The organism is Nocardia sp. NPDC006044 (assembly GCF_042871115.1).
Taxonomy (GTDB): domain Bacteria; phylum Actinomycetota; class Actinomycetes; order Mycobacteriales; family Mycobacteriaceae; genus Nocardia.
Window position 1 is genome coordinate 429,857 of sequence record NZ_JBIAID010000004.1, and the last position, 17,947, is coordinate 447,803.

Consider the following 17,947-nt stretch of genomic DNA (forward strand, 5'->3'; position numbering starts at 1 on the left):
CGCGTTCGCGTCATTGCCGCGCTTGCGCCACCCCCCGCGCCCGCGTCACTGCCACGCCCGCCCCACCGCCACGCCCGCGGTAGCACCACGCCCGCGTTCGCGTCATTGCCGCGCTTGCGCCACCCCCCGCGCCCGCGTCACTGCCACGCCCGCCCCACCGCCACGCCCGCGGTAGCACCACGCCCGCAGGACCGCCGCGAACACGGCTGGCGGAGAGCCGATCTCACGTCAGATGATCGAAATCACCACGCACCCAGCCGATGTGGCGGTCGGCCGAGCGGCGAATGATCGCGCGGGCGTCGGTGTCGATGGTCTTACCGAAATTGTCGTACAGCCGGTCGAATTCGAACTCCACGGCGCTCGTCGTGACTCGATCGACCACGGCGGCCGACAACGGAATGCGGTTGGGGTAACTACGCATGAAGGCGACGGATTTGCGGTCCGGGTTTGCCTGGATGGTGTCTGCGCTGAACAACACGCCCTTGCCGGCGGCGCCCGCCGCCCAATGCAGGACCGAGCTGCCCGCGAAGTGTCCGCCCAGTTGACGCACGGTGATCCCCGGCAGCAATTCGAGCCGATCCGACCACGGCCTGATCACCGGATCAGGCCGCGCGACCCATTGCAGATCGGACTCCGGGACATATACCGGCACCCCGCCGAGCGCCCGGCTCCACTCCACCTGAACGCCGTAGTGATGCGGATGACTCGGCACGATCGCGACGACCTCACCGAGCTCGAGCACCCGCCGCGCCGCATCCTCATCGACGTATCCGGTCACGTCCCACAGCACGTTCCCCGCGGGCGTCCGCACCAAATGGGACTCCTGCCCGATGCCGACCGCCGGCTCAACGGTCACGCCGAACATATCCGGCTCCAACTCCCGCACCACCACCGTGTGACCGTCCGCGACCAGCTTGTCCAGCGTCACCCACAACTGCCCCTCCGCCGGCACCCACTGCCGCTCATCGGCACAGATACGGCAGATCTCCGCCTCGGCCGCATGCTCCACCGCACACGTCTGACAGATCTTCCACATATCGACCCCGTTCGATCAGGTACACCCACCCCTGTTCTACACGCACACCGAACCCTCTCGCAGTCGAACCTCCAGCACCCCGCCCCGGAGCCCGCCGGCGCCCCTCCGCCGTAGACGAAACCTGTTCGCCCACCGCGATACCCGCGACCATGGCGATGAACTCGGTGCTGCACTGGGCAAATGGCCGCCTACGATTCGATCGCTGACTGGTACGAAACCGAGTTCGCCGCCCACGACGGTGACCCGATCGGCATCAAACGTGCGTTGCGTGAGCTGCTGGGTCCGGGAATCGGTCCATGTCTGGAAATCGGCTGCGGCACAGGGGTGTACGCCTCGCTGATTCGAAGCATAGGCTGGAATCCGTTGGGCGTGGACCTGTCCGCCGGAATGCTGCGGCACGCTCGCGATCGGCTTCCGGCCGTCCGTGCCGACGGTGTGCGCCTGCCCATCCGTGACGCATCGCTACCGGCGGTCATCGCGGTGATGGTCCATACCGACATGCCCGAATATCCGTCCGTGCTGCGCGAAGTGACCCGAGTGTTGCGACCAGGCGGGGTGTTCGTGCACATAGGTGTCCACCCATGCTTCTGCGGAGGTTTCGCCGACCGCACCGACCCGGCCGCCGTCGTCCTGCGTCCGGGTTACCTCGAGCCGCACTGGACCACGGATTCCTGGACCGACGCCGGTCTCCGCGACAAGGTCGGCGCGGCGCACTGGCCGCTGCCGGGCCTTCTGCACGCTGTTCTGGATGCCGGGCTGGTGTTGGAACGATTCGAAGAAGGGGGAGGGCCGGTTCCCACGGTTCTTGCGCTACGCGCCCGGCGTGAACGTGGGGCCCGGATTGCTGATGAAGCCGCCCAGGAGGTTGAGGAGGACGATTAGTTGGAGGAAAGGGGGCATGGTGGGTCTCCCTGCGGGTTCGGTGGTGTGGTCTCGATCAGCGTGGACGACCGATGTCAGAGGGAGGGTCGGGTGGCGGCAAAGATCGGTAAGAATTCGGCGGAGCGAGACGGGGTGGGGTTCTTACGCGGCTTTGCGGGTGGCTTGGCATTTCCTTGAGGGTTGTCTTCCAACCTGAACGAGACGCCCGGTGACCGCCGGGATCGTGACGGAAGGAAGTGCCTGCCATGCCTCAGCCTCTCCACGTGACCGGTCCCGCCGGGTCGTCACCGGATCACGCAGGGCCGCAGCTGTTCTGGAGCCGCGAGAGTCTCTCGTCGCCGGATGCTGCGCTCGCTCTGCCTGCCGATGTCGTGCGGTACTGGACTGCTCGCCATGTCGTGATCACCGGCGGGACGAGCGGCATCGGGCTGGCGGTGACCGAGCTGGCACTGTCGGCGGGTGCCAGGGTCAGCGTGCTCGCTCTGGAAGACGCTGGACTGGAACGCCTTTCGGCTGTCGCGGCAGTCGAACCGCGGCTGGCGGTGTTCGCCGCCGACGTGACGGACAAGGGGCAGGTCGACGCGGCCGTGGCGAAAGCCCGCACCCACCACGGCGATATCGGCGCGGTGATCGCGTGCGCTGGCATCGCCAGACCCGACTATTTCGACCGCTTGACCGACGCCGACTTCGTCCGGCACATGGCGGTGAATTACTTTGGCGCACTGCACGTTATCCAGCCCTCACTATCGGACCTACGGGGCGGAGAGCGAGGCAGTATCACGGTCATCTCCTCCCTCGCAGCGGTGCTGCCTTGTTTCGGATACGGCGCGTACAGCCCGAGCAAGTCCGCCGTGCGAACCCTCTGCGAGGTACTGCGCCAAGAGCTGAAGCCCCAGGGCGTCACGGTCACCGTGGTCATGCCGCCCGACGTCGACACCCCGCAACTTGCCGCCGAGTCCGCGACGAAACCGGCGGAGCTGCGGGCCTTGAGCTCGTCGGCACCGCTCACCGCGAACGCCGTCGCCGAAGCCCTGCTGGTCGGTGCGGCGCGTGGTCGCGCCTCCGTCGTACCGACCTGGTCGGATCGCCTGATGCACTGGCTCGCCGGCGTCGCACCCGGTCTGCTGGCCTGGATCATGGACCGGACCATCGCGAGAGTCCAGCGTCGAAACCTCCGCTGAATCCCTCAAAGCGGTAGCGGCCAGCCATGTTTCAGGCATCGGGCTGGTCGCGACGGGGAGGTTCCAGGCTCCCGCAATCCGGGCCCGAACTGATCGTCTGTTACCTAACGGAGAACCCAAAACCCCTAGCCCCAATGCCTTCGCACTGCTAACTTGCCGCGGTGGATCTCTTCTCACGCTCATGGACAGCGTTGCGCACGGCCGTCGCCGAACTCGAGGATCGGGATTTCCAACTCCCCTCCGGCTGCACCGGCTGGCTGATCCGAGACCTGGTGTGCCACTTGATCATCGACGCGCAGGACGTGCTGATCACCCTGGTAACCCCCACCGAGGCAGAACCCACCCGCGACGCGGTCACCTACTGGAACGTCGTGGCACCCCCGACCGGCGACGACCCCCTCGACGCCCTCATCGTCCGCCTGGCCGCCGCATACCAGCACCCCGAACTGCTCAAACTCCACCTCGACGACCTCGGCGCCGCCGCGGGCCGAGCCGCGGAACTCGCGAACCCCGGCACCCGGGTCGCGACCCAGGAGTATGTCCTCACCACAGCCGACTACCTCGGCGCCTATGTCATGGAATGGACCCTGCACCACCTCGACCTCATCGCCCACCTCCCCGACGCAGCCGACCCGCCTGCCGAAACCCTGTCGCACGCCCGCCAGACGCTCGAAAAAATCGCCGGCGCACCATTTCCCGCATCGATGCCGGACAAGGACGTGCTCCTGGTCGGCACCGGCCGCCGACTCCCCACCGACCCGGAACGCGCCGAATTGGGCGCACTGGCAACGAAACTCCCTTTTGCTCTCGGATAATCGCGCGCTTTGAAAGTGCTGCTTAACGTATGTAAGTAGGACACCGCTCGGAGTTCACGGTGCGGGAAATTGATTTACCGTAGTCCCGGATCGACCGTTCGAAGGGCCCACAGCGGCGTGGTGCTCCTTCGGCATGAATTCCATATATCGAAGCGCGGCACGTTACTTCGCCCGGCAACAGCCCCAAAGCACAGTGCACTCGTCTCGCGGCGGGTGGCTGGGTGATGCGCGGGTCCGTGCGGCCGACCGACCGAATTCGGTAGTGAGGGTGCAGGTGTCAGTCATAGGTTCGTCCAAGCGGTGTGTCGTCGCCACGATGGTGACCGTCGGGGTTGCCGTCGGTTCGACTGCCGTCACCGCGCCGGCGCACGCGGAGCCGGCCGGGTGCGCGGCGACGTTCAACCTGTTCATCCCCGGCACCTGGGAAACCGACGAGGACGCCGATCCCACGCAGCCCGTCGGCATGCTCGCGCCGATCGCGGAGGCGATCCGGCGCCAGCAGGGTCCGAGATCCGAAATCTATTTCACGCCGTACATGGCCCGCGCGTTCGACAACGGCTACACCTACGCCGACAGTAAGAGCACCGCGCTGAACAACGCTAGCGCGGTGCTGCGGGACTACAGCTCCCGTTGCCCCACCGCGAGATTCACCATCAACGGCTACAGCCAGGGCGCCGACGCCGCCGGCGATCTCGCCGCGGAGATCGGCAATGACCGCGGCCCCGTACCGGCGGATCGGGTCCTGGCCGTCGGCCTGCTCTCCGACCCGGGGGCGGGCACCCCCGGCGAGTCCGCCGTCGGCCCCCGCACCGCGGGCACCGGCATCGCCGATCCGCGACCGCAGGGCATGGGCAAGCTCTCCGGCCGGGTCACGTCGATCTGCGACCCGCACGACCTGTACTGCTCGATCCAGAAGAGCAACAACCCCCTACTCGGCGCGCTGGGCTCGATCCTGAGCAAGGCGTTCAGCGGCGCGCCGCCGGCCGATAGCGGCTTCCCGCTCGCCGCGGCCTTGACCTCGGATTTCTCGAAGACCGACCTTCCGGGCCTGGCCACCTCAGTCGCCGGGCTGACCTCGAGCATCGCCGCTCCCGCCGGCATCGACCTGGCGCGGGTCCGCATCGGCGCGAACAAACTGCTGGACACCCTCAACCCGGTGGTCGACCTGGTCGACTCCGGCGCGGCCAACCCGGCCGCCACCGCGCGCCTGCTCGCCGCCCCGGACGGCACCGCCGAACACAACGCCGGCGAGGTCCTGACCATGGCCGGGAAGTCCGACCTGGCCGGTGCCGCGTCGGCGGTGCGCACGATCGCCGACACCTCGACCACGCTGCTGGACCGCGGCGTGAGCACGGTCCCGCCGGGCTCGCCCAAGGCCCGCTCGCTGCGCGCCGCCGCGCACGCCGCCCGCGACCGCGTCGCCCCGCTCGCTTCCACGCCGCCCGACATCCTGGGATCGTCGACCCGCGTCCTGTCCCTGCTCAAACCGAGTGTGCTGGTCGACCAGGCACTCGATGTCGCCGCCGATGTCACCACCTTCGACTTCCCCGGCATCCTCGGCAACCTGACGCTGCTGCCGCAGAAGATCGTCGCGATGGACGCCGCGGGCGCCCACCAGGTCGCGGGCGAGCTGAACAACCAATTGCAACCGCTGCTCCAATTCGTGGGAAGCGTTGACCTGAACTGGATTTCGCAGATCCTCTCGATCATCCCGGACGCGCAGGGCTTCACCGGGGTCGCCGCGAAGGTGACCTCGATCCTGTCCGGTGCCGACATCCCGCGACTGGCGAACATCGTCGCCCGAATCCAAGACGTCGCCTGGTCGGTACTCGCGAAGATAGCGCCCCCTCCCGGGCAGGCCCCGGACCTGATCGGTGCGGGTGCCGCGTTGTCCGGCCTGCTGCCGATCGGCGCCGACCTGGCGTCGGTGGCGTTCGATCTGTTCAGCGGCAAGGCGCAACCTGCTCCGCCCGAGGTGCTCGGCAAGCGGGCTCCCGCTCCGGTCCACACCGTCGCTCAGCAGGACCTCGCCCTGGACGACCTGGCGGCACCGCTCAGCCAGATGACCACCTTCCACGACATCAACCTGGTCAACCTGGTCGTCGACGGATTGAGCGCCGCGAATTTCGTCGCCTCGGGCGTGCACACGAACTACGGGTCCCTCGTCGTGGATGGCTCCGGTCGCAACGCCGTGCAGTGGCTCGGCGATTGGCTGAACCAGCGGATCGGTTACGTCAAATAGGCGCGACGGCGGTGCCATGATGAGGGGAAACCTGTCGGTCTCGGAAAGGGGACGACGTGGCGGAGCCGTCGAAGGATGATCCGTACGGTGGCCGGCAACCGACCAGTCACGAGCGGATGACAGGTCTGCCCTGGGACGCCTCCTATCAGGACGGGCCCGCGCCGTGGGATGTCGGCGGGCCGCAGCCGGCGATAGCGCGGGTGGCGGCGGAGGGCGGAATCGCCGGGGCCGTACTGGATGTCGGGTGCGGGTCCGGCGAGAACGCGCTTCACGTTGCCGCGCTCGGATTTTCGGTGCTCGGTGTCGACGTGGCGGAGACCGCGCTGGCGATTGCGCGAGAGCAGGCCGTCGCGCGGGGGATCGAGGCCGAGTTCGCCGTGGCCGACGCGTTTCACCTGGAGCGTTTGGGGCGCAGGTTCGGGACCGTGCTGGACAGCGGAATGTTCCACACCTGCGACAGCGATGAACGGCCGGGTTATGCGGCAAGTCTCGCCGCGGCGGCCGAGCGCGGCGCCACGCTGTATGTGTTGTGCTTCAGCGACATCGGGCCGGATCCCGGCCCGCATCCGGTCGGCCGAGACGAACTCCGCGGAGCATTCGAAGCCGGCGGCCAGTGGAATGTCGTTGCTATAGAACCGGATCGGGTACTCACGAGGTTTCACGGCGACGACGGCGCGCCGGCGTGGTTCGCGACCATCGAGCGTATCTAGTTCACCGGTAGGTGTATTCGTCGACGACTCGCTCGACGGTGCCCAGTGCCGCGCGCAACGTGTCGAGATCGGTCGAGCCGAGTGCCAGCCGGATCGCATGCGGGACGTGGACGGACGTGGCGAACGGTTCCGCCGTCGACACCGAAACGCGTTCGCGCATAAGCGCTGCCGCGATCTGATCGGCTCGCACCTCTTCGGCCAGCGGGAGCCAGAGGAAATAGGATGACGGATGGCCGATGTAGGGCAGTCCGGCGAGAACGTCGCGCGCGATGACCTGCCGGGCCTTCGCGTCGTCACGTTTCTGCTCCTCCATTCGAGTGACGGTCCCGTCGTCGAGCCACCGGCACGCGATCGCCGTCATCACCGCGGGTGTGTTCCAGGTGGTCGCGCGGATCGTCCGTTCGATGGCCGGCACCGAAGCGGTTGGGGCCGCGACGAATCCGAAGCGCAAGCCGGTCGCCACATTCTTGGAGAGAGCGGAAACGTAGACGGTTCGTTCCGGTGCGAGGGAGGCGAGCGGTGCGGGTGGTTGCTCGGCCAGGAACGCGTACGCGGCATCCTCGATGATCAGCAGGTCGTATCTGCGCGCGATTTCGACCAACTGTTCGCGATGGTCCGCTGACGTCACCGACCCCAGCGGATTGTGCATCGTCGGCATCGTGTACACGGCGCGCACCCGCCTCGTCGTGCACAGTTGCTCGAACGCATCAAGATCAGTGACGTTGCCGGATAACGGAATCGGCGCAATCTCCAGGTGCAGCGCATTGGCAAGCACCTTGAATCCCGGATAGGTCAAGGCATCCGCCGCGACCACATCGCCGGGGCGTAGTGTCGCCATGGCCGTCACCGCCAGTCCATGCTGAGCGCCACTGACGATCAGCACTTGATCGCCGTCGACCGGCAACCCGATCCGCGTCAGATGGCGGGCAACCGTGTCCCGTTCATGCGGACGCCCGCCGTGCGGCTGATAACGCAACAGCGCATCCACATCACCGGACGACGCGAGCTGACGCAACGCTTGACGCAGCAGCTCGGCCTGGCCGGGCAGCGCCGGATAGTTGAAGCTGAGGTCCACCACGTCCGCGGCGGTCGCCACCTGGTCGATGCCATAACTGGGCGGCACCGCGATCTCCCGAACGAAGGTGCCGCGCCCGGGCTCTCCGCTCACCAGTCCCATGGCTTCGAGCTCCGCGTAGACCCGCGACGCCGTCACCAAAGCCATTCCCTCGGTCGCCGCCAACCGGCGATGTGTCGGCAGCCGCGTGCCCGACGGCAGCCGCCCGGAACGGATGTCGGCCGCCAACGCATCCACCACACTCTTGTACCGAGACATGCGCCGATTGTATGCATGACAATTTTTTGATTGTATTGATCCGACCGCAATACAGTGCGTGGCAACACGTTCGAAAGGTCGTCGTCAATGCATATCGCCATCCTCACCTTCGAGGGCTACAACGAACTCGACTCGCTCATCGCCCTCGGCGTCCTCAACCGCATCAAGCGGCCGGACTGGCGGGTCACGATCGCCGGCCCCACGCATCGAGTCCGCTCGATGAACGGCGTCGTCATCGAATCGATGGCCACCCTGGAGGAAGCCTGCGCCGCGGACGCGGTCCTCGTCGGCAGCGGCAGCCGAACCCGCGAAGTGGTCGCCGATCCGGCCCTCATGGCGCGCCTGCGGCTCGATCCCTCCCGCCAGCTTCTCGCCGGACAATGTTCCGGCACACTGGTTTTGGCCAAACTCGGCCTGCTCGACGGGGTTCCCGCCTGCACCGACCTGACCACCAAGCCCTGGGTTCGAGCGGCAGGTGTCGACGTGCTCAACCAGCCCTTCTTCGCCAAGGGCAATATCGCCACCGCGGGCGGCTGCCTTGCCTCCCCCTACCTCGCCGCCTGGTTGATCGCCCACCTGGAAAGCGTCGAAGCCGCCGAAGCCGCGCTGTATTACGTTGCGCCAGTGGGCGAAAAGGAAGCCTACGTGGCCAACGCCATGCGCAACCTCACCCCCTACCTGCACCCGCAACCGGCCGCCGTTTAGCGCCGCCGTAGGTGATCAATCGGGCGGCGCAGCCCGGTGGACGCGGCGTTTGTGCGTTATCCCAACTTCGGCCCGGTCCGCGGAATCGGAGACTTTCGCGGTTCGTCTCGGTTTACAGTGGATCGACGGTCCAGCACGAGATGTCGGGGACGTTCAGGCCTCGCCGGTGGGTTCTCGTCGGGAATCTATGGAGGTCTAGCATGGGCGTCGCGGTCAGAGCCGAAGGTGTCACCAAATCATTTGGCTCGCAACGAATCTGGCAGGATGTATCGCTGACGCTGCCCTACGGTGAGGTCAGCGCGCTGCTCGGCCCGTCGGGGACCGGCAAATCGGTCTTTCTGAAGTCGCTGATCGGCCTGCTCCGCCCTGAACGCGGTTCGATCTATATCGGCGACACCGATATCACCAGCTGCTCCAACAAGGAGCTGTACGAGATCCGCAAACTCTTCGGCGTGCTGTTCCAGGACGGCGCGCTGTTCGGCTCGATGACCCTCTACGACAACGTCGCCTTTCCGCTTCGTGAGCACACGAAGAAGTCGGAGTCGCAGATCAAACAGATCGTCATGGAAAAGCTCGAGCTGACCGGCCTGCTCGGCGACGAGGGCAAACTACCCGGCGAAATCTCCGGCGGCATGCGCAAACGCGCCGGCCTCGCCCGCGCCCTCGTGCTGGACCCGCAGATCATCCTCGTCGACGAGCCGGACTCCGGTCTCGACCCGGTCCGCACCTCCTATCTGAGCCAATTGCTGATCGATATCAACGCCCAGATCGACGCCACGATCCTGATCGTCACCCACAACATCAACCTGGCCCGCACCGTCCCCGACAACATCGGCATGCTGTTCCGCCGCCAACTCGTCATGTTCGGCCCGCGCGAGGTCCTGCTCACCTCCGACGAACCCGTCGTCAAACAATTCCTCAACGGCCGCATGCAAGGCCCGATCGGCATGTCCGAGGAAAAGGACGAAGCCCAAATGGCCCGCGAACAAGCAATGTTCGACGCAGGCCACCACCACGGCGGCGCCGAAGAAGTAGAAGGCATCATCCCCCAAATGGAAGCCCAACCGGGCATGCCCGTCCGTCAGGCGGTATTACGCCGCAAGGACCGCGTCCGCGAAATCATGCACACCCTCCCGCACGCCGCCCAAGCCGCAATCCGCGAGTCCCTCGACCGAAAAACCAACTGACCCCTCAGTTTCCAGGTTTGGTGAATTCTTCGATCAGCACGGGATACTGCTCGCTGCCGTGTCCCGCGGCGATCGCGCGGTAGGCGATCGTTTTGAACAGTTTCGGCAATTCGGCGTTCACGCCTACCGCTTCGCTTTCCTCGATCAGGTGGGTCATCGCCCGCACGTCGGTTTCCAAGGCCGACACTTCGGCAGGGAAGGCATTGTTGTCTATCTGCTCGGCATAGCCGGGCAGCCAGTCCGCCACGCCCGCGGCCATGTGCCGGGCGAACGGCGCGAACGTCGCGGCATCGAGATAGGAGGCAGTGCCGAGCGCCGCCAGCGTCGGCTCGTGCGCTTCGAAAACCGACTCCGGTCCGCTGTGCAGAATCACCGCGTCGTCGGTCCCGATCGCCGGGGGAACGGCCATGATCGCGCCGCCCTGGCCGTTTACATCGAAGCGGCCGAACGAACCGGCGCCGGTAACTACCCGGCTTTCGGCGACGCTGAAACATTGCCGGTGTCCGCCTGAGTAGCTGGGCCGCACGTTGCGATCAACCGAATTTACCGAGATATCACCACCGGTATTGGCGGCGGTTAGATGTTCGTGCGTGAAATCGCTGACAGAGCGTATAAAAGTCCGGCCTTGGATGCTCGTGTTAGGCAGGAGAACGGCGACGATACTGTGTAGTTTGCTATTCGATAGCTCAAGTGCCCTTCATTCGATTGGGACCAGGGGAGTCGATCATGGCAATCAGGAAATTCGCGCCTCGGCAACCGGCGGTGCAGCCGGAGGTCAGCACCGGGCCGCTGGCGGTCCTGGTCGCGGCGCTTGCCTTGGCCGCGATCTTCGCGCCCGCCTGTAGCAGCTCGGAGCCACCGGCTCGGCCGGCCGACAAAGGGTCGATACAGGAACGCCCGGCGTCGACTGTGCAATGGGCGGGGTGCGAAGGCGAAGAACTCGCGAGCCTGGAATGCGCCACGGTGCAGGTGCCGATGGATTACCGCAATCCCGGTCTGCGGCAGATAGATATCGCGATCAGCCGAGCCGGTGCGAAAGATCCGGAACGACGTCTCGGCGTGCTGTTCACCAACCCCGGCGGCCCCGGCGGCGCGGGGCTGGCCATGCCCACCGGGTACGCCGAACAGCCGATCGGGCAGGTTTACGACATCATCGGCATCGACGTGCGCGGCGTGGGCAAATCGACGAACCTGGCCGCGTGCGCACCCGTCGACGACGCCCGATACCCGGTTTCCTCGCAGAGCCGCCCCACCGACAACGACCTGATCCAACTCGTAGAACAAGCCAAGGCCAAGGAAGCGGCGTGCGCGCAGACCGGTGGTGAGTTCCGCCGCTATGTGACCACCATGAACACCGCCCGCGACATGGACACCATCCGCGACCGGCTCGGCGAGTCCATGATCAACTACCTCGGTGTCTCCTACGGCACCTGGCTGGGCGCGGTCTACGGCGAGATGTTTCCCGAGCGCCTGAACCGGAATGTGCTCGACTCGTCGATGGATCCCCGGGTCAGCTGGCGCGTAGGCGACCTGAACAACGCCACGGCGACCAAGCAGAACTTCGAGGACTGGGCCACCTGGACGGCAGAGCGGGACGCGGTATTCCGGCTCGGTTCGACGCCGGCGGCGGTGCGCGGTTCCATCGACACCATCGCCGACACGATCACCGAGCGCCCGGTCGGCGGATTCGACAATCGCGACGACTTCGACGGCGCCGTAGGCGAATTCACCCGCTACCGCAAGTCCTGGGCCCCGTTCGCCAAGAGCATGCACTACGTGCTCGACGAGGTCCACGGCGCGCCGCCCCGGCCTGAGGTGGACAAGAGCAACCAGCACGCCGTGCACACCGCGGACGCCCTCGACGACGACGCGGTCACCGAACGCGACGACGACAAGGACATGTCCGACGCGGTGAACGCCGCGGTGCTGTGCGATTGGGACTGGCCGACCGACATGGAGGTCTACTTCCGCGACATGCGTTCGGCCCGAGACACTTTCCCGTACGGCAACACCGTCGGCCAGCTCGGCCCCAACGCCTGCTCGTTCCACACCGGAAGGGTCGAACCGCTGGTGCGGGTCGGTGCCCCGAAATACCCACGCGGACTGGTGGTTCAGTCCGACGGCGACACCCAGACCTCGCTCGTCGACGGCCGGAATATGGCCAAGGCCTTGGACAGCGTCCTGGTCGTCGTGCACAACGAGGGCGCACACGGCCTTTACGCCGCCGATCCGGCGAACACCTGCGTCAACGACGCCGTCAACGCCTACCTACTCGACGCGAAACTCCCTGCCGCCACGGTGGATTGCGCCACCGCGGACCCGCCCATGCCCGTTCCCGCCCGCCCTGACCCGGCCGACCCGGACCCCGAGGCCGCCATCCCGCTCCTGGGCGAAACCGCCGACCAGCTGAAGACGGAAGTCGAAGCCGGCCCCTGATCAGCGGTCCGGAATCACCGCCGTCACTTCGATTTCCACCTTGGCGTCCGGCTCGACGAGGCGGGACACCTCGACGGCGGTCATCGCGGCGCCGAACCCGCCGATGATCTCCCGGAATGCGAGCCCGATTTCCCGGTACGCGCCAACGTAGGCGTCCACATCCGTGATGTACCAGGTCATTCGGACGATATGCGCGGGTTCGGCGCCGGCCTCGGCGAGCACCGCCACGATGTTCAGCAGCGTCTGGCGCACCTGGTCGGCGATGTCGTCGGAGTGGAACACCCCGTCGGCGTCCCAGCCGATCATGCCGGCCACGAACACCAGTTCGCCGCGTGCGGCAATGCCGTTCGCGTAGCCGCGCGGACGCGGCCAGCCCGGAGGTTGCAGGGTTCTCATGCCGTGGCCGCCGAATCGCCTTGCACCGCACCGATTTCCCGCAGCCGGAAGCGTTGCAGCTTGCCGGTGGGCGTGCGCGGCAGGGCGTCCACGAAGGCGATCGCCCTGGGGTACTTGTACGGGGCCACCGTCTGTTTCACGAAGTCCTGCAATTCCTCCACCATTCCGTCGCGGGTCTCGATCTCCTCGCGCAGCACCACATACGCCTTGACGATCTGGCCGCGATCCTCGTCGGGCACGCCGACCACGGCGCAGTCGGCGACCGCGAAATGCCCTGCCAGCGCGTCCTCGACCTCGGGTGCGGCGATGTTGTAGCCGGACGAAACGATCATGTCGTCCGAACGGGCCTGATAGTGGAAATAGCCGTCCGGGTCCATGGAATAGGCGTCGCCGGTGTAGTTCCAGCCGTCGCGCACGTAGACGGTCTGCCGGTCGTCGGCGAGGTAGCGGCAGCCGGTCGGTCCGCGCACCGCGAGCAGGCCGATCTCGCCAGGAGGCATGGTGTTTCCGTCCTCGTCCACGACGCGTGCTTCGTACCCGGGCACCGCCTTGCCCGTCGCGCCCGGTCTGGCGTGCGCCTCGTCGGCGGAGATGAAGATGTGCAGCATCTCGGTGGCGCCGATGCCGTCGATCAGTTCGATGCCGGTGGCGTCGCGCCATCGGGTGCGGGTGCTCGGCGGCAAGTATTCGCCCGCCGAGACGCATTTGCGTAGCGAGGTGCCCGCGAGGTCGTGGCGGGCGAGGATGCGGTACGACGTCGGCGCGGTGAAAAGCACTGTCGCGCCGAACTTCTCGATCGCGTCGAGAAGTTGCGGCGGCCCTGCCTGCTCGAGCAGCACCGTGGAGGCCCCGACCGACAGGGGGAACAGCAGCAGCCCGCCCAGACCGAACGTGAAAGCCAGTGGCGGACTGCCGATGAACACGTCGCCGGGCTCCGGTCGCAGGATGTGCCGCGGGAAGCACTGACAGATCGCCATGACATCGCGATGGAAGTGCACGGTCGCCTTCGGCACACCGGTGGTGCCGGAGGTGAAGGCGATGAGGCAGACATCGTCGGCGGCCGTGGCGACCGTGTCGAATCGCCCGTCGTGGCGGGACATCAGCGCTTCCAGGCCGTCGGCGGCCGTGCCGTTGAAATAGCGCACCTGGTCCAGTGTCGGGCAGGCGGCCGCGACTGCCTCCAGCCGCGACGCGAGCGCGGAATCGCAGAGCGCGTGCGTGATTCGCGCCTTGTCGACGATCTGGGTGAGCTCCTTGACCCGCAACAGCGGCATCGCCGTCACCGCGATGCCGCCTGCCTTCATGACGGCGAACCAGCACGCCGCCAGCATGGGGTTGTTCGGGGCGTCCAGCAGCACTCGGTTGCCCGGCACGAGTCCCATGTCCTGGACCAGCACGGCCGCAATACGATTGGCCTGCTCGTGCAAGTCCGCGTATGTCCAGCGCGGTCCGCCGGGCGCTTGCACGCACGGCCGGTCGCCGTTGCCGATTTCCAGCTGCCGGTCGAGTAGCTCGGCGGCGCAATTGAGTTGGTCCGGAAACCGCAGCTCGGGTGCGTCGAACACGAGGTCCGGCCACTGATCCAGCGGCGGCAGGTGGTCGCGGGCGAAGGTGTCGATGTGCGCGCTTTTCATGGTCGAACCTTGTGGGAGAGAGGGAAATCGTGAATCAGGACGCCGAATCGGTGGTGGCGCCGCGCAGGAGGTCGCGGGCGATGATCAATTGCTGTACTTCGGTGGCGCCCTCGTAGATGCGCAAGGCGCGGACGTCGCGGTAGAGCCGCTCGACCGGCTGGTCGCTGACCACTCCGAGCGCACCCCACATCTGGACGGCGGCATCGATGACCCGTTGCGCGCCTTCGGTGGCCGCCATCTTCGCCATGGCCGCCTCCCGGGTGACCGGCCGTCCCTGATCGCGTTGCCAGGCCGCGCGGTAGGTGAGCAGCGCGGTCGAATCGATCGTGGTCGCCATCTGGGCGAGTTCGGCCTGGGTCAGCTGGAAGTCGGACAGCACCCCGCCGAACATGCGGCGCGAGGTCGCCCGGGCGAGTGCCTCGGCCATGGCGCGGCGCGCGAACCCGACGGCCGCGGCGGCCACCGAGGTCCGGAAGACGTCGAGGGTCCGCATGGCGAGCGCGAAACCCCGTCCCGCGTCGCCGATCAGCTGGGTGGCCGGCACCCGGCAACCCTCGAAGCGCAACCGGGCGAGCGGATGCGGGGCGATCACGTCGATGCGTTCGGCGATGTGCAGTCCGGGGGTCTCCGCGTCGACGACGAAGGCCGAAATGCCGCGGGCGCCTGCGGCTTCGCCGGTGCGGGCGAAGACGACATAGAAGTCGGCGAGGCCGCCGTTGGAGATCCAGGTCTTCTCGCCGTCGAGCACGTATCCGTCGCCGTCGGCCCGCGCGGTGCAGGCCAGCGCGGCGGCGTCGGAGCCCGCGCCGGTCTCGGAGAGCGCGAACGCGGCGATAGCCGTACCGGCGGCCACCCGTGGCAGATACCGTCGCTTCTGCGCCTCGGTTCCGGCCAGGCTGATCGCGCCGGACCCGAGTCCCTGCATGGCGAAGGCGAAGTCGGCCAGCGCGTCACGTTCGGCGAGGATCTCTCGGGCGAGACACACTGCGCGCGTATCGATCCGGTCGCGGTTACCGCCGAATTCCGGACCCGCGACGGTGTGTCGGAGCCAGCCCGCGTCGCCGAGCGCGCGGACCAGCCCGCGGCAGCGGGTGTCGATGTCGGTGCCGGTGCCGCTGTTCGGCTGAGCCGCCGCCCAGTCGTGCAGCGCGGTTGCCAGTTTCCGATGCTCGTCCTCGAAAAATGGCCAGTCCCAGTGAGATTCGGACATGCCTAGTTCCCCTCGAACTTCGGGCGCTGCTTGTCCCGGAACGCGTGATAGGCGCGTTTGAAGTCCTCGGTGAGCATGCAGAGGGCCTGCGCCTGCGCCTCGGCCTCGATGGCCTGATCCACCGTCATCGACCACTCCTGGTGCAGCATGGTTTTGGTGATGCCCTGGGCGAACGTCGGTCCCTCGGCCAGCCGCCGCGCGAGCTGCCCGGCGGCGGCGAGCAACTGCTCCGGTTCGGCCAGCTGGTTGTAGAACCCCCACGCGTAAGCTTCGTCGCCGGTCATCGCCCGCCCGGTGTACAGCAATTCGGACGCGCGACCCTGCCCGATGATGCGCGGCAGGATCGCGCAGGCGCCCATGTCGCAACCCGCGAGGCCGACCCTGGTGAACAGGAACGCCGTCGCGCTGCGGGCGGTTCCGACGCGCAGATCCGCGGCCATCGCGAGAATCGCGCCCGCGCCGGCGCAGACACCGTCCACGGCCGCCACGATCGGCTGCGGGCAGGCGCGCATCGCCTTGACCAGATCGCCGGTCATCCGGGTGAACATCAACAGTTCCGGCGCGGGCAGCGCGATCAGCGGGCCGATGATGTCGTGTACGTCGCCGCCGGAGCAGAAGTTCTCGCCGGCGCCGTGCAGGACGATCACCGCGACGTCCTCGGCATAGGCCAAGCGGCGGAACAGATCTCGCAGCTCGGCGTAGGAGTCGAAGGTCAGCGGATTCTTGCGGTCCGGCCGATCGAGCATGATCGTGCCGACACCCTCGTGGACGTCCCACTGGAAGTGAATGGCCGTGTAGCCGGCGAGGGTGACGCGGTTGGCCTCGCGCAGCGCGGGGTCGAGGTGCTGGGTCATGAGCGGTCCTGACGATTCGATACGGGGGAGGGTTCGGCCGCGGCGGCCAGATGAACGCGCAACTGCCCGAGCAGATCGAACAGCGCCTGTTCGTCGCCGCGGCCGAAGCCGGCGAACATCTCGGTCAGCCAGCGTTCGTGTTCGGCGGCCATCTCCTCGAAGCGCTCGCGCCCGAGCTCGGTCAGCCGCACCAGCGTCGCGCGCTTGTCCACCGGGTCCGGGATCCGGTCCACCCAGCCCTCGGCCACCAGCTGGTCGGTCAGGCCGGTGACGTTGCCGCCGGTCACCATCAGATAGCGGGACAGCGCGCTCATCCGCAGACCATCGTGATGCCGGTCGAGCTGGGCCAGGTAGTCGAAGCGGGGAAGGGTGGTGGCGAACCGGACCCGCAGCCGGGTGCGGATCTCCTGCTCGATCTCGTTGGTGGTGGCCAGCAGTCGCAGCCACAGCCGCACGTCGAGATGGTCGCCGGAGACGGTGCGGGCCTCCATCCCGATGCGTTCGTCGCCGAGCTCGCGCTGGGTGGTCACCTCACATCACCTCCCCGCCGCTGACCGAAATCGACTGTCCGGTCAGCGAAGCCGCCGCGTCCGAGCAGATCCAGGCGACGGTGGCGGCGATCTCGTCCGGCTCGATCAGCCGTCCCTGCGGGTTGTGCTCGGTGAAGGCGGCTCGGGCGGCGTCGGCGCTGCGGCCGGTCGTCTCGATCACGTGGGTCACGCTCTCCTGCAACAGGTTGGTGTCGGTGAAGCCGGGGCAGATCGCGTTCACGGTGATCGGCGTTTTCGCGAGTTCCAGTGCGAGCGAACGGGTCAGGCCGATCACGCCGTGCTTGGCCGCCGCGTAGGCGGTGACATACGGATAACCGCGCAGTCCGGCCGTGCTGGCGATATTGATCACCCGGCCGCGGCCGGCCGCGAGCATGTCGGGAAGCGCGCTGCGCGTGCACAGGAAGGTGCCGGTCAGGTTGACGGCCAGCATGTTCTGCCACAGTTCGTCGGTGGTGCGGCGCAGCGGGGCACTCGCCGCTTGGCCTGCGTTGTTGACCAGGATGTCGATCGCGCCGTGCATCAGCCGGGCGTCGGTGAACGCGGCGGCGATGGCCGCCGGGTCGGTGATGTCGCAGGCAATGGCGTGTGCCTGTGCCGACTTCGGCAGTCGCGCAACGGTTTCGGTGGCCCTGGCGAAGTCGCGTGACAGCAGGGTGAGGCGAGCGCCCGCGTTCGCGAGCTGGTGCGCGATCGCGGCGCCGATGCCGCGTGATCCGCCGGTGACCAGCGCGTGCCGGTCGGCGAGACCGCGCGGGGTGTCGTCGTCGGGCATGCC

The 17,947-nt window shown here is 67.3% G+C and carries 17 protein-coding genes; 8 read left to right on the plus strand and 9 right to left on the minus strand.

The window, feature by feature from the left end; translation table 11 throughout:
• Window positions 1–223: 223 nt before the first annotated feature.
• Window positions 224–1,036, minus strand: a complete 813-nt coding sequence (locus ACFYO1_RS33240; RefSeq protein WP_387239863.1) for a hydrolase — start codon at window positions 1,034–1,036, stop codon at window positions 224–226.
• 180 nt (window positions 1,037–1,216) lie between these two features.
• On the opposite strand from ACFYO1_RS33240, the gene ACFYO1_RS33245 reads away from it, so the two are divergent.
• From ACFYO1_RS33245 to ACFYO1_RS33265, 5 genes are all read left to right on the plus strand, one after another.
• Complete coding sequence (locus ACFYO1_RS33245) at window positions 1,217–1,918, plus strand: class I SAM-dependent methyltransferase (RefSeq protein ID WP_387239866.1); 702 nt, start codon at window positions 1,217–1,219, stop codon at window positions 1,916–1,918.
• A gap of 245 nt (window positions 1,919–2,163) precedes the next feature.
• Complete coding sequence (locus ACFYO1_RS33250) at window positions 2,164–3,099, plus strand: SDR family NAD(P)-dependent oxidoreductase (RefSeq protein WP_387239869.1); 936 nt, start codon at window positions 2,164–2,166, stop codon at window positions 3,097–3,099.
• Between the two features lie 161 nt (window positions 3,100–3,260).
• Window positions 3,261–3,914, plus strand: coding sequence for a maleylpyruvate isomerase N-terminal domain-containing protein (locus ACFYO1_RS33255; RefSeq protein WP_387239872.1), 654 nt, complete (start codon window positions 3,261–3,263; stop codon window positions 3,912–3,914).
• A 316-nt stretch (window positions 3,915–4,230) separates the two neighbouring features.
• Window positions 4,231–6,156, plus strand: coding sequence for a cutinase family protein (locus tag ACFYO1_RS33260; protein WP_387241656.1), 1,926 nt, complete (start codon window positions 4,231–4,233; stop codon window positions 6,154–6,156).
• A 116-nt stretch (window positions 6,157–6,272) separates the two neighbouring features.
• Window positions 6,273–6,866, plus strand: coding sequence for a class I SAM-dependent methyltransferase (locus ACFYO1_RS33265; RefSeq protein ID WP_387241659.1), 594 nt, complete (start codon window positions 6,273–6,275; stop codon window positions 6,864–6,866).
• 1 nt (window position 6,867) lies between these two features.
• Here the strand turns inward: ACFYO1_RS33265 and ACFYO1_RS33270 are convergent, their stop codons facing one another.
• The gene (locus ACFYO1_RS33270) at window positions 6,868–8,199 is read right to left on the minus strand and encodes a PLP-dependent aminotransferase family protein (RefSeq protein ID WP_387239875.1); all 1,332 of its coding nucleotides are present in this window, start codon (window positions 8,197–8,199) and stop codon (window positions 6,868–6,870) included.
• Window positions 8,200–8,286: 87 nt separating this feature from the next.
• On the opposite strand from ACFYO1_RS33270, the gene ACFYO1_RS33275 reads away from it, so the two are divergent.
• Together ACFYO1_RS33275 and ACFYO1_RS33280 are read left to right on the plus strand one after the other, a co-directional pair.
• Window positions 8,287–8,904: a DJ-1/PfpI family protein gene (locus ACFYO1_RS33275; protein ID WP_387239878.1), complete on the plus strand. Its 618-nt coding sequence runs from the start codon at window positions 8,287–8,289 to the stop codon at window positions 8,902–8,904.
• Between the two features lie 200 nt (window positions 8,905–9,104).
• Window positions 9,105–10,091, plus strand: a complete 987-nt coding sequence (locus ACFYO1_RS33280) for an ABC transporter ATP-binding protein (protein ID WP_378718165.1) — start codon at window positions 9,105–9,107, stop codon at window positions 10,089–10,091.
• 4 nt (window positions 10,092–10,095) lie between these two features.
• On the opposite strand, the gene ACFYO1_RS33285 is transcribed toward ACFYO1_RS33280, so the two are convergent.
• Window positions 10,096–10,500, minus strand: a complete 405-nt coding sequence (locus ACFYO1_RS33285) for a hypothetical protein (protein WP_387239881.1) — start codon at window positions 10,498–10,500, stop codon at window positions 10,096–10,098.
• Window positions 10,501–10,817: 317 nt separating this feature from the next.
• On the opposite strand from ACFYO1_RS33285, the gene ACFYO1_RS33290 reads away from it, so the two are divergent.
• Window positions 10,818–12,527, plus strand: a complete 1,710-nt coding sequence (locus ACFYO1_RS33290; RefSeq protein WP_387239884.1) for an alpha/beta fold hydrolase — start codon at window positions 10,818–10,820, stop codon at window positions 12,525–12,527.
• Here the strand turns inward: ACFYO1_RS33290 and ACFYO1_RS33295 are convergent, their stop codons facing one another.
• From ACFYO1_RS33295 to ACFYO1_RS33320, 6 genes are read right to left on the minus strand one after another with little or no spacing between them, the layout of a single operon-like run.
• Entirely contained in the window at window positions 12,528–12,923 is a 396-nt protein-coding gene (locus tag ACFYO1_RS33295; protein ID WP_387239887.1) for a RidA family protein, read from the minus strand.
• Window positions 12,920–14,557 (minus strand): AMP-binding protein, encoded by a 1,638-nt coding sequence (locus ACFYO1_RS33300; RefSeq protein ID WP_387239890.1) that lies wholly within the window; start codon window positions 14,555–14,557, stop codon window positions 12,920–12,922. The genes ACFYO1_RS33295 and ACFYO1_RS33300 overlap by 4 nt, the downstream gene beginning before the upstream one ends.
• Window positions 14,558–14,591: 34 nt before the next feature.
• Window positions 14,592–15,767, minus strand: a complete 1,176-nt coding sequence (locus ACFYO1_RS33305) for an acyl-CoA dehydrogenase family protein (protein WP_387239893.1) — start codon at window positions 15,765–15,767, stop codon at window positions 14,592–14,594.
• A gap of 2 nt (window positions 15,768–15,769) precedes the next feature.
• Complete coding sequence (locus ACFYO1_RS33310) at window positions 15,770–16,621, minus strand: enoyl-CoA hydratase family protein (RefSeq protein ID WP_387239896.1); 852 nt, start codon at window positions 16,619–16,621, stop codon at window positions 15,770–15,772.
• A complete protein-coding gene (locus ACFYO1_RS33315) occupies window positions 16,618–17,151 on the minus strand; it encodes a MarR family winged helix-turn-helix transcriptional regulator (protein ID WP_387239899.1) in 534 nt (177 codons plus the stop codon). Before ACFYO1_RS33315 ends, ACFYO1_RS33310 begins: the two co-directional genes overlap by 4 nt.
• Before the next feature lies 1 nt (window position 17,152).
• Window positions 17,153–17,944 carry an SDR family NAD(P)-dependent oxidoreductase gene (locus tag ACFYO1_RS33320; protein ID WP_387239902.1) on the minus strand — a complete coding sequence of 264 codons (792 nt, stop codon included), beginning with the start codon at window positions 17,942–17,944 and terminating at the stop codon, window positions 17,153–17,155.
• Between the last annotated feature and the right edge of the window lie 3 nt (window positions 17,945–17,947).

Bases quoted from the DNA above. Each gene is read 5' to 3' on its own strand.
- ACFYO1_RS33275 (WP_387239878.1), top strand. From the start codon at position 8,287: ATGCATATCGCCATCCTCACCTTCGAGGGCTACAACGAACTCGACTCG.
- ACFYO1_RS33320 (WP_387239902.1), bottom strand. From the start codon at position 17,944: ATGCCCGACGACGACACCCCGCGCGGTCTCGCCGACCGGCACGCGCTG.
- ACFYO1_RS33260 (WP_387241656.1), top strand. From the start codon at position 4,231: ATGGTGACCGTCGGGGTTGCCGTCGGTTCGACTGCCGTCACCGCGCCG.
- ACFYO1_RS33240 (WP_387239863.1), bottom strand. From the start codon at position 1,036: ATGTGGAAGATCTGTCAGACGTGTGCGGTGGAGCATGCGGCCGAGGCG.
- ACFYO1_RS33295 (WP_387239887.1), bottom strand. From the start codon at position 12,923: ATGAGAACCCTGCAACCTCCGGGCTGGCCGCGTCCGCGCGGCTACGCG.
- ACFYO1_RS33250 (WP_387239869.1), top strand. From the start codon at position 2,164: ATGCCTCAGCCTCTCCACGTGACCGGTCCCGCCGGGTCGTCACCGGAT.
- ACFYO1_RS33290 (WP_387239884.1), top strand. From the start codon at position 10,818: ATGGCAATCAGGAAATTCGCGCCTCGGCAACCGGCGGTGCAGCCGGAG.
- ACFYO1_RS33310 (WP_387239896.1), bottom strand. From the start codon at position 16,621: ATGACCCAGCACCTCGACCCCGCGCTGCGCGAGGCCAACCGCGTCACC.
- ACFYO1_RS33245 (WP_387239866.1), top strand. From the start codon at position 1,217: ATGGCCGCCTACGATTCGATCGCTGACTGGTACGAAACCGAGTTCGCC.
- ACFYO1_RS33280 (WP_378718165.1), top strand. From the start codon at position 9,105: ATGGGCGTCGCGGTCAGAGCCGAAGGTGTCACCAAATCATTTGGCTCG.
- ACFYO1_RS33300 (WP_387239890.1), bottom strand. From the start codon at position 14,557: ATGAAAAGCGCGCACATCGACACCTTCGCCCGCGACCACCTGCCGCCG.
- ACFYO1_RS33270 (WP_387239875.1), bottom strand. From the start codon at position 8,199: ATGTCTCGGTACAAGAGTGTGGTGGATGCGTTGGCGGCCGACATCCGT.
- ACFYO1_RS33305 (WP_387239893.1), bottom strand. From the start codon at position 15,767: ATGTCCGAATCTCACTGGGACTGGCCATTTTTCGAGGACGAGCATCGG.
- ACFYO1_RS33265 (WP_387241659.1), top strand. From the start codon at position 6,273: ATGACAGGTCTGCCCTGGGACGCCTCCTATCAGGACGGGCCCGCGCCG.
- ACFYO1_RS33285 (WP_387239881.1), bottom strand. From the start codon at position 10,500: ATGGCCGTTCCCCCGGCGATCGGGACCGACGACGCGGTGATTCTGCAC.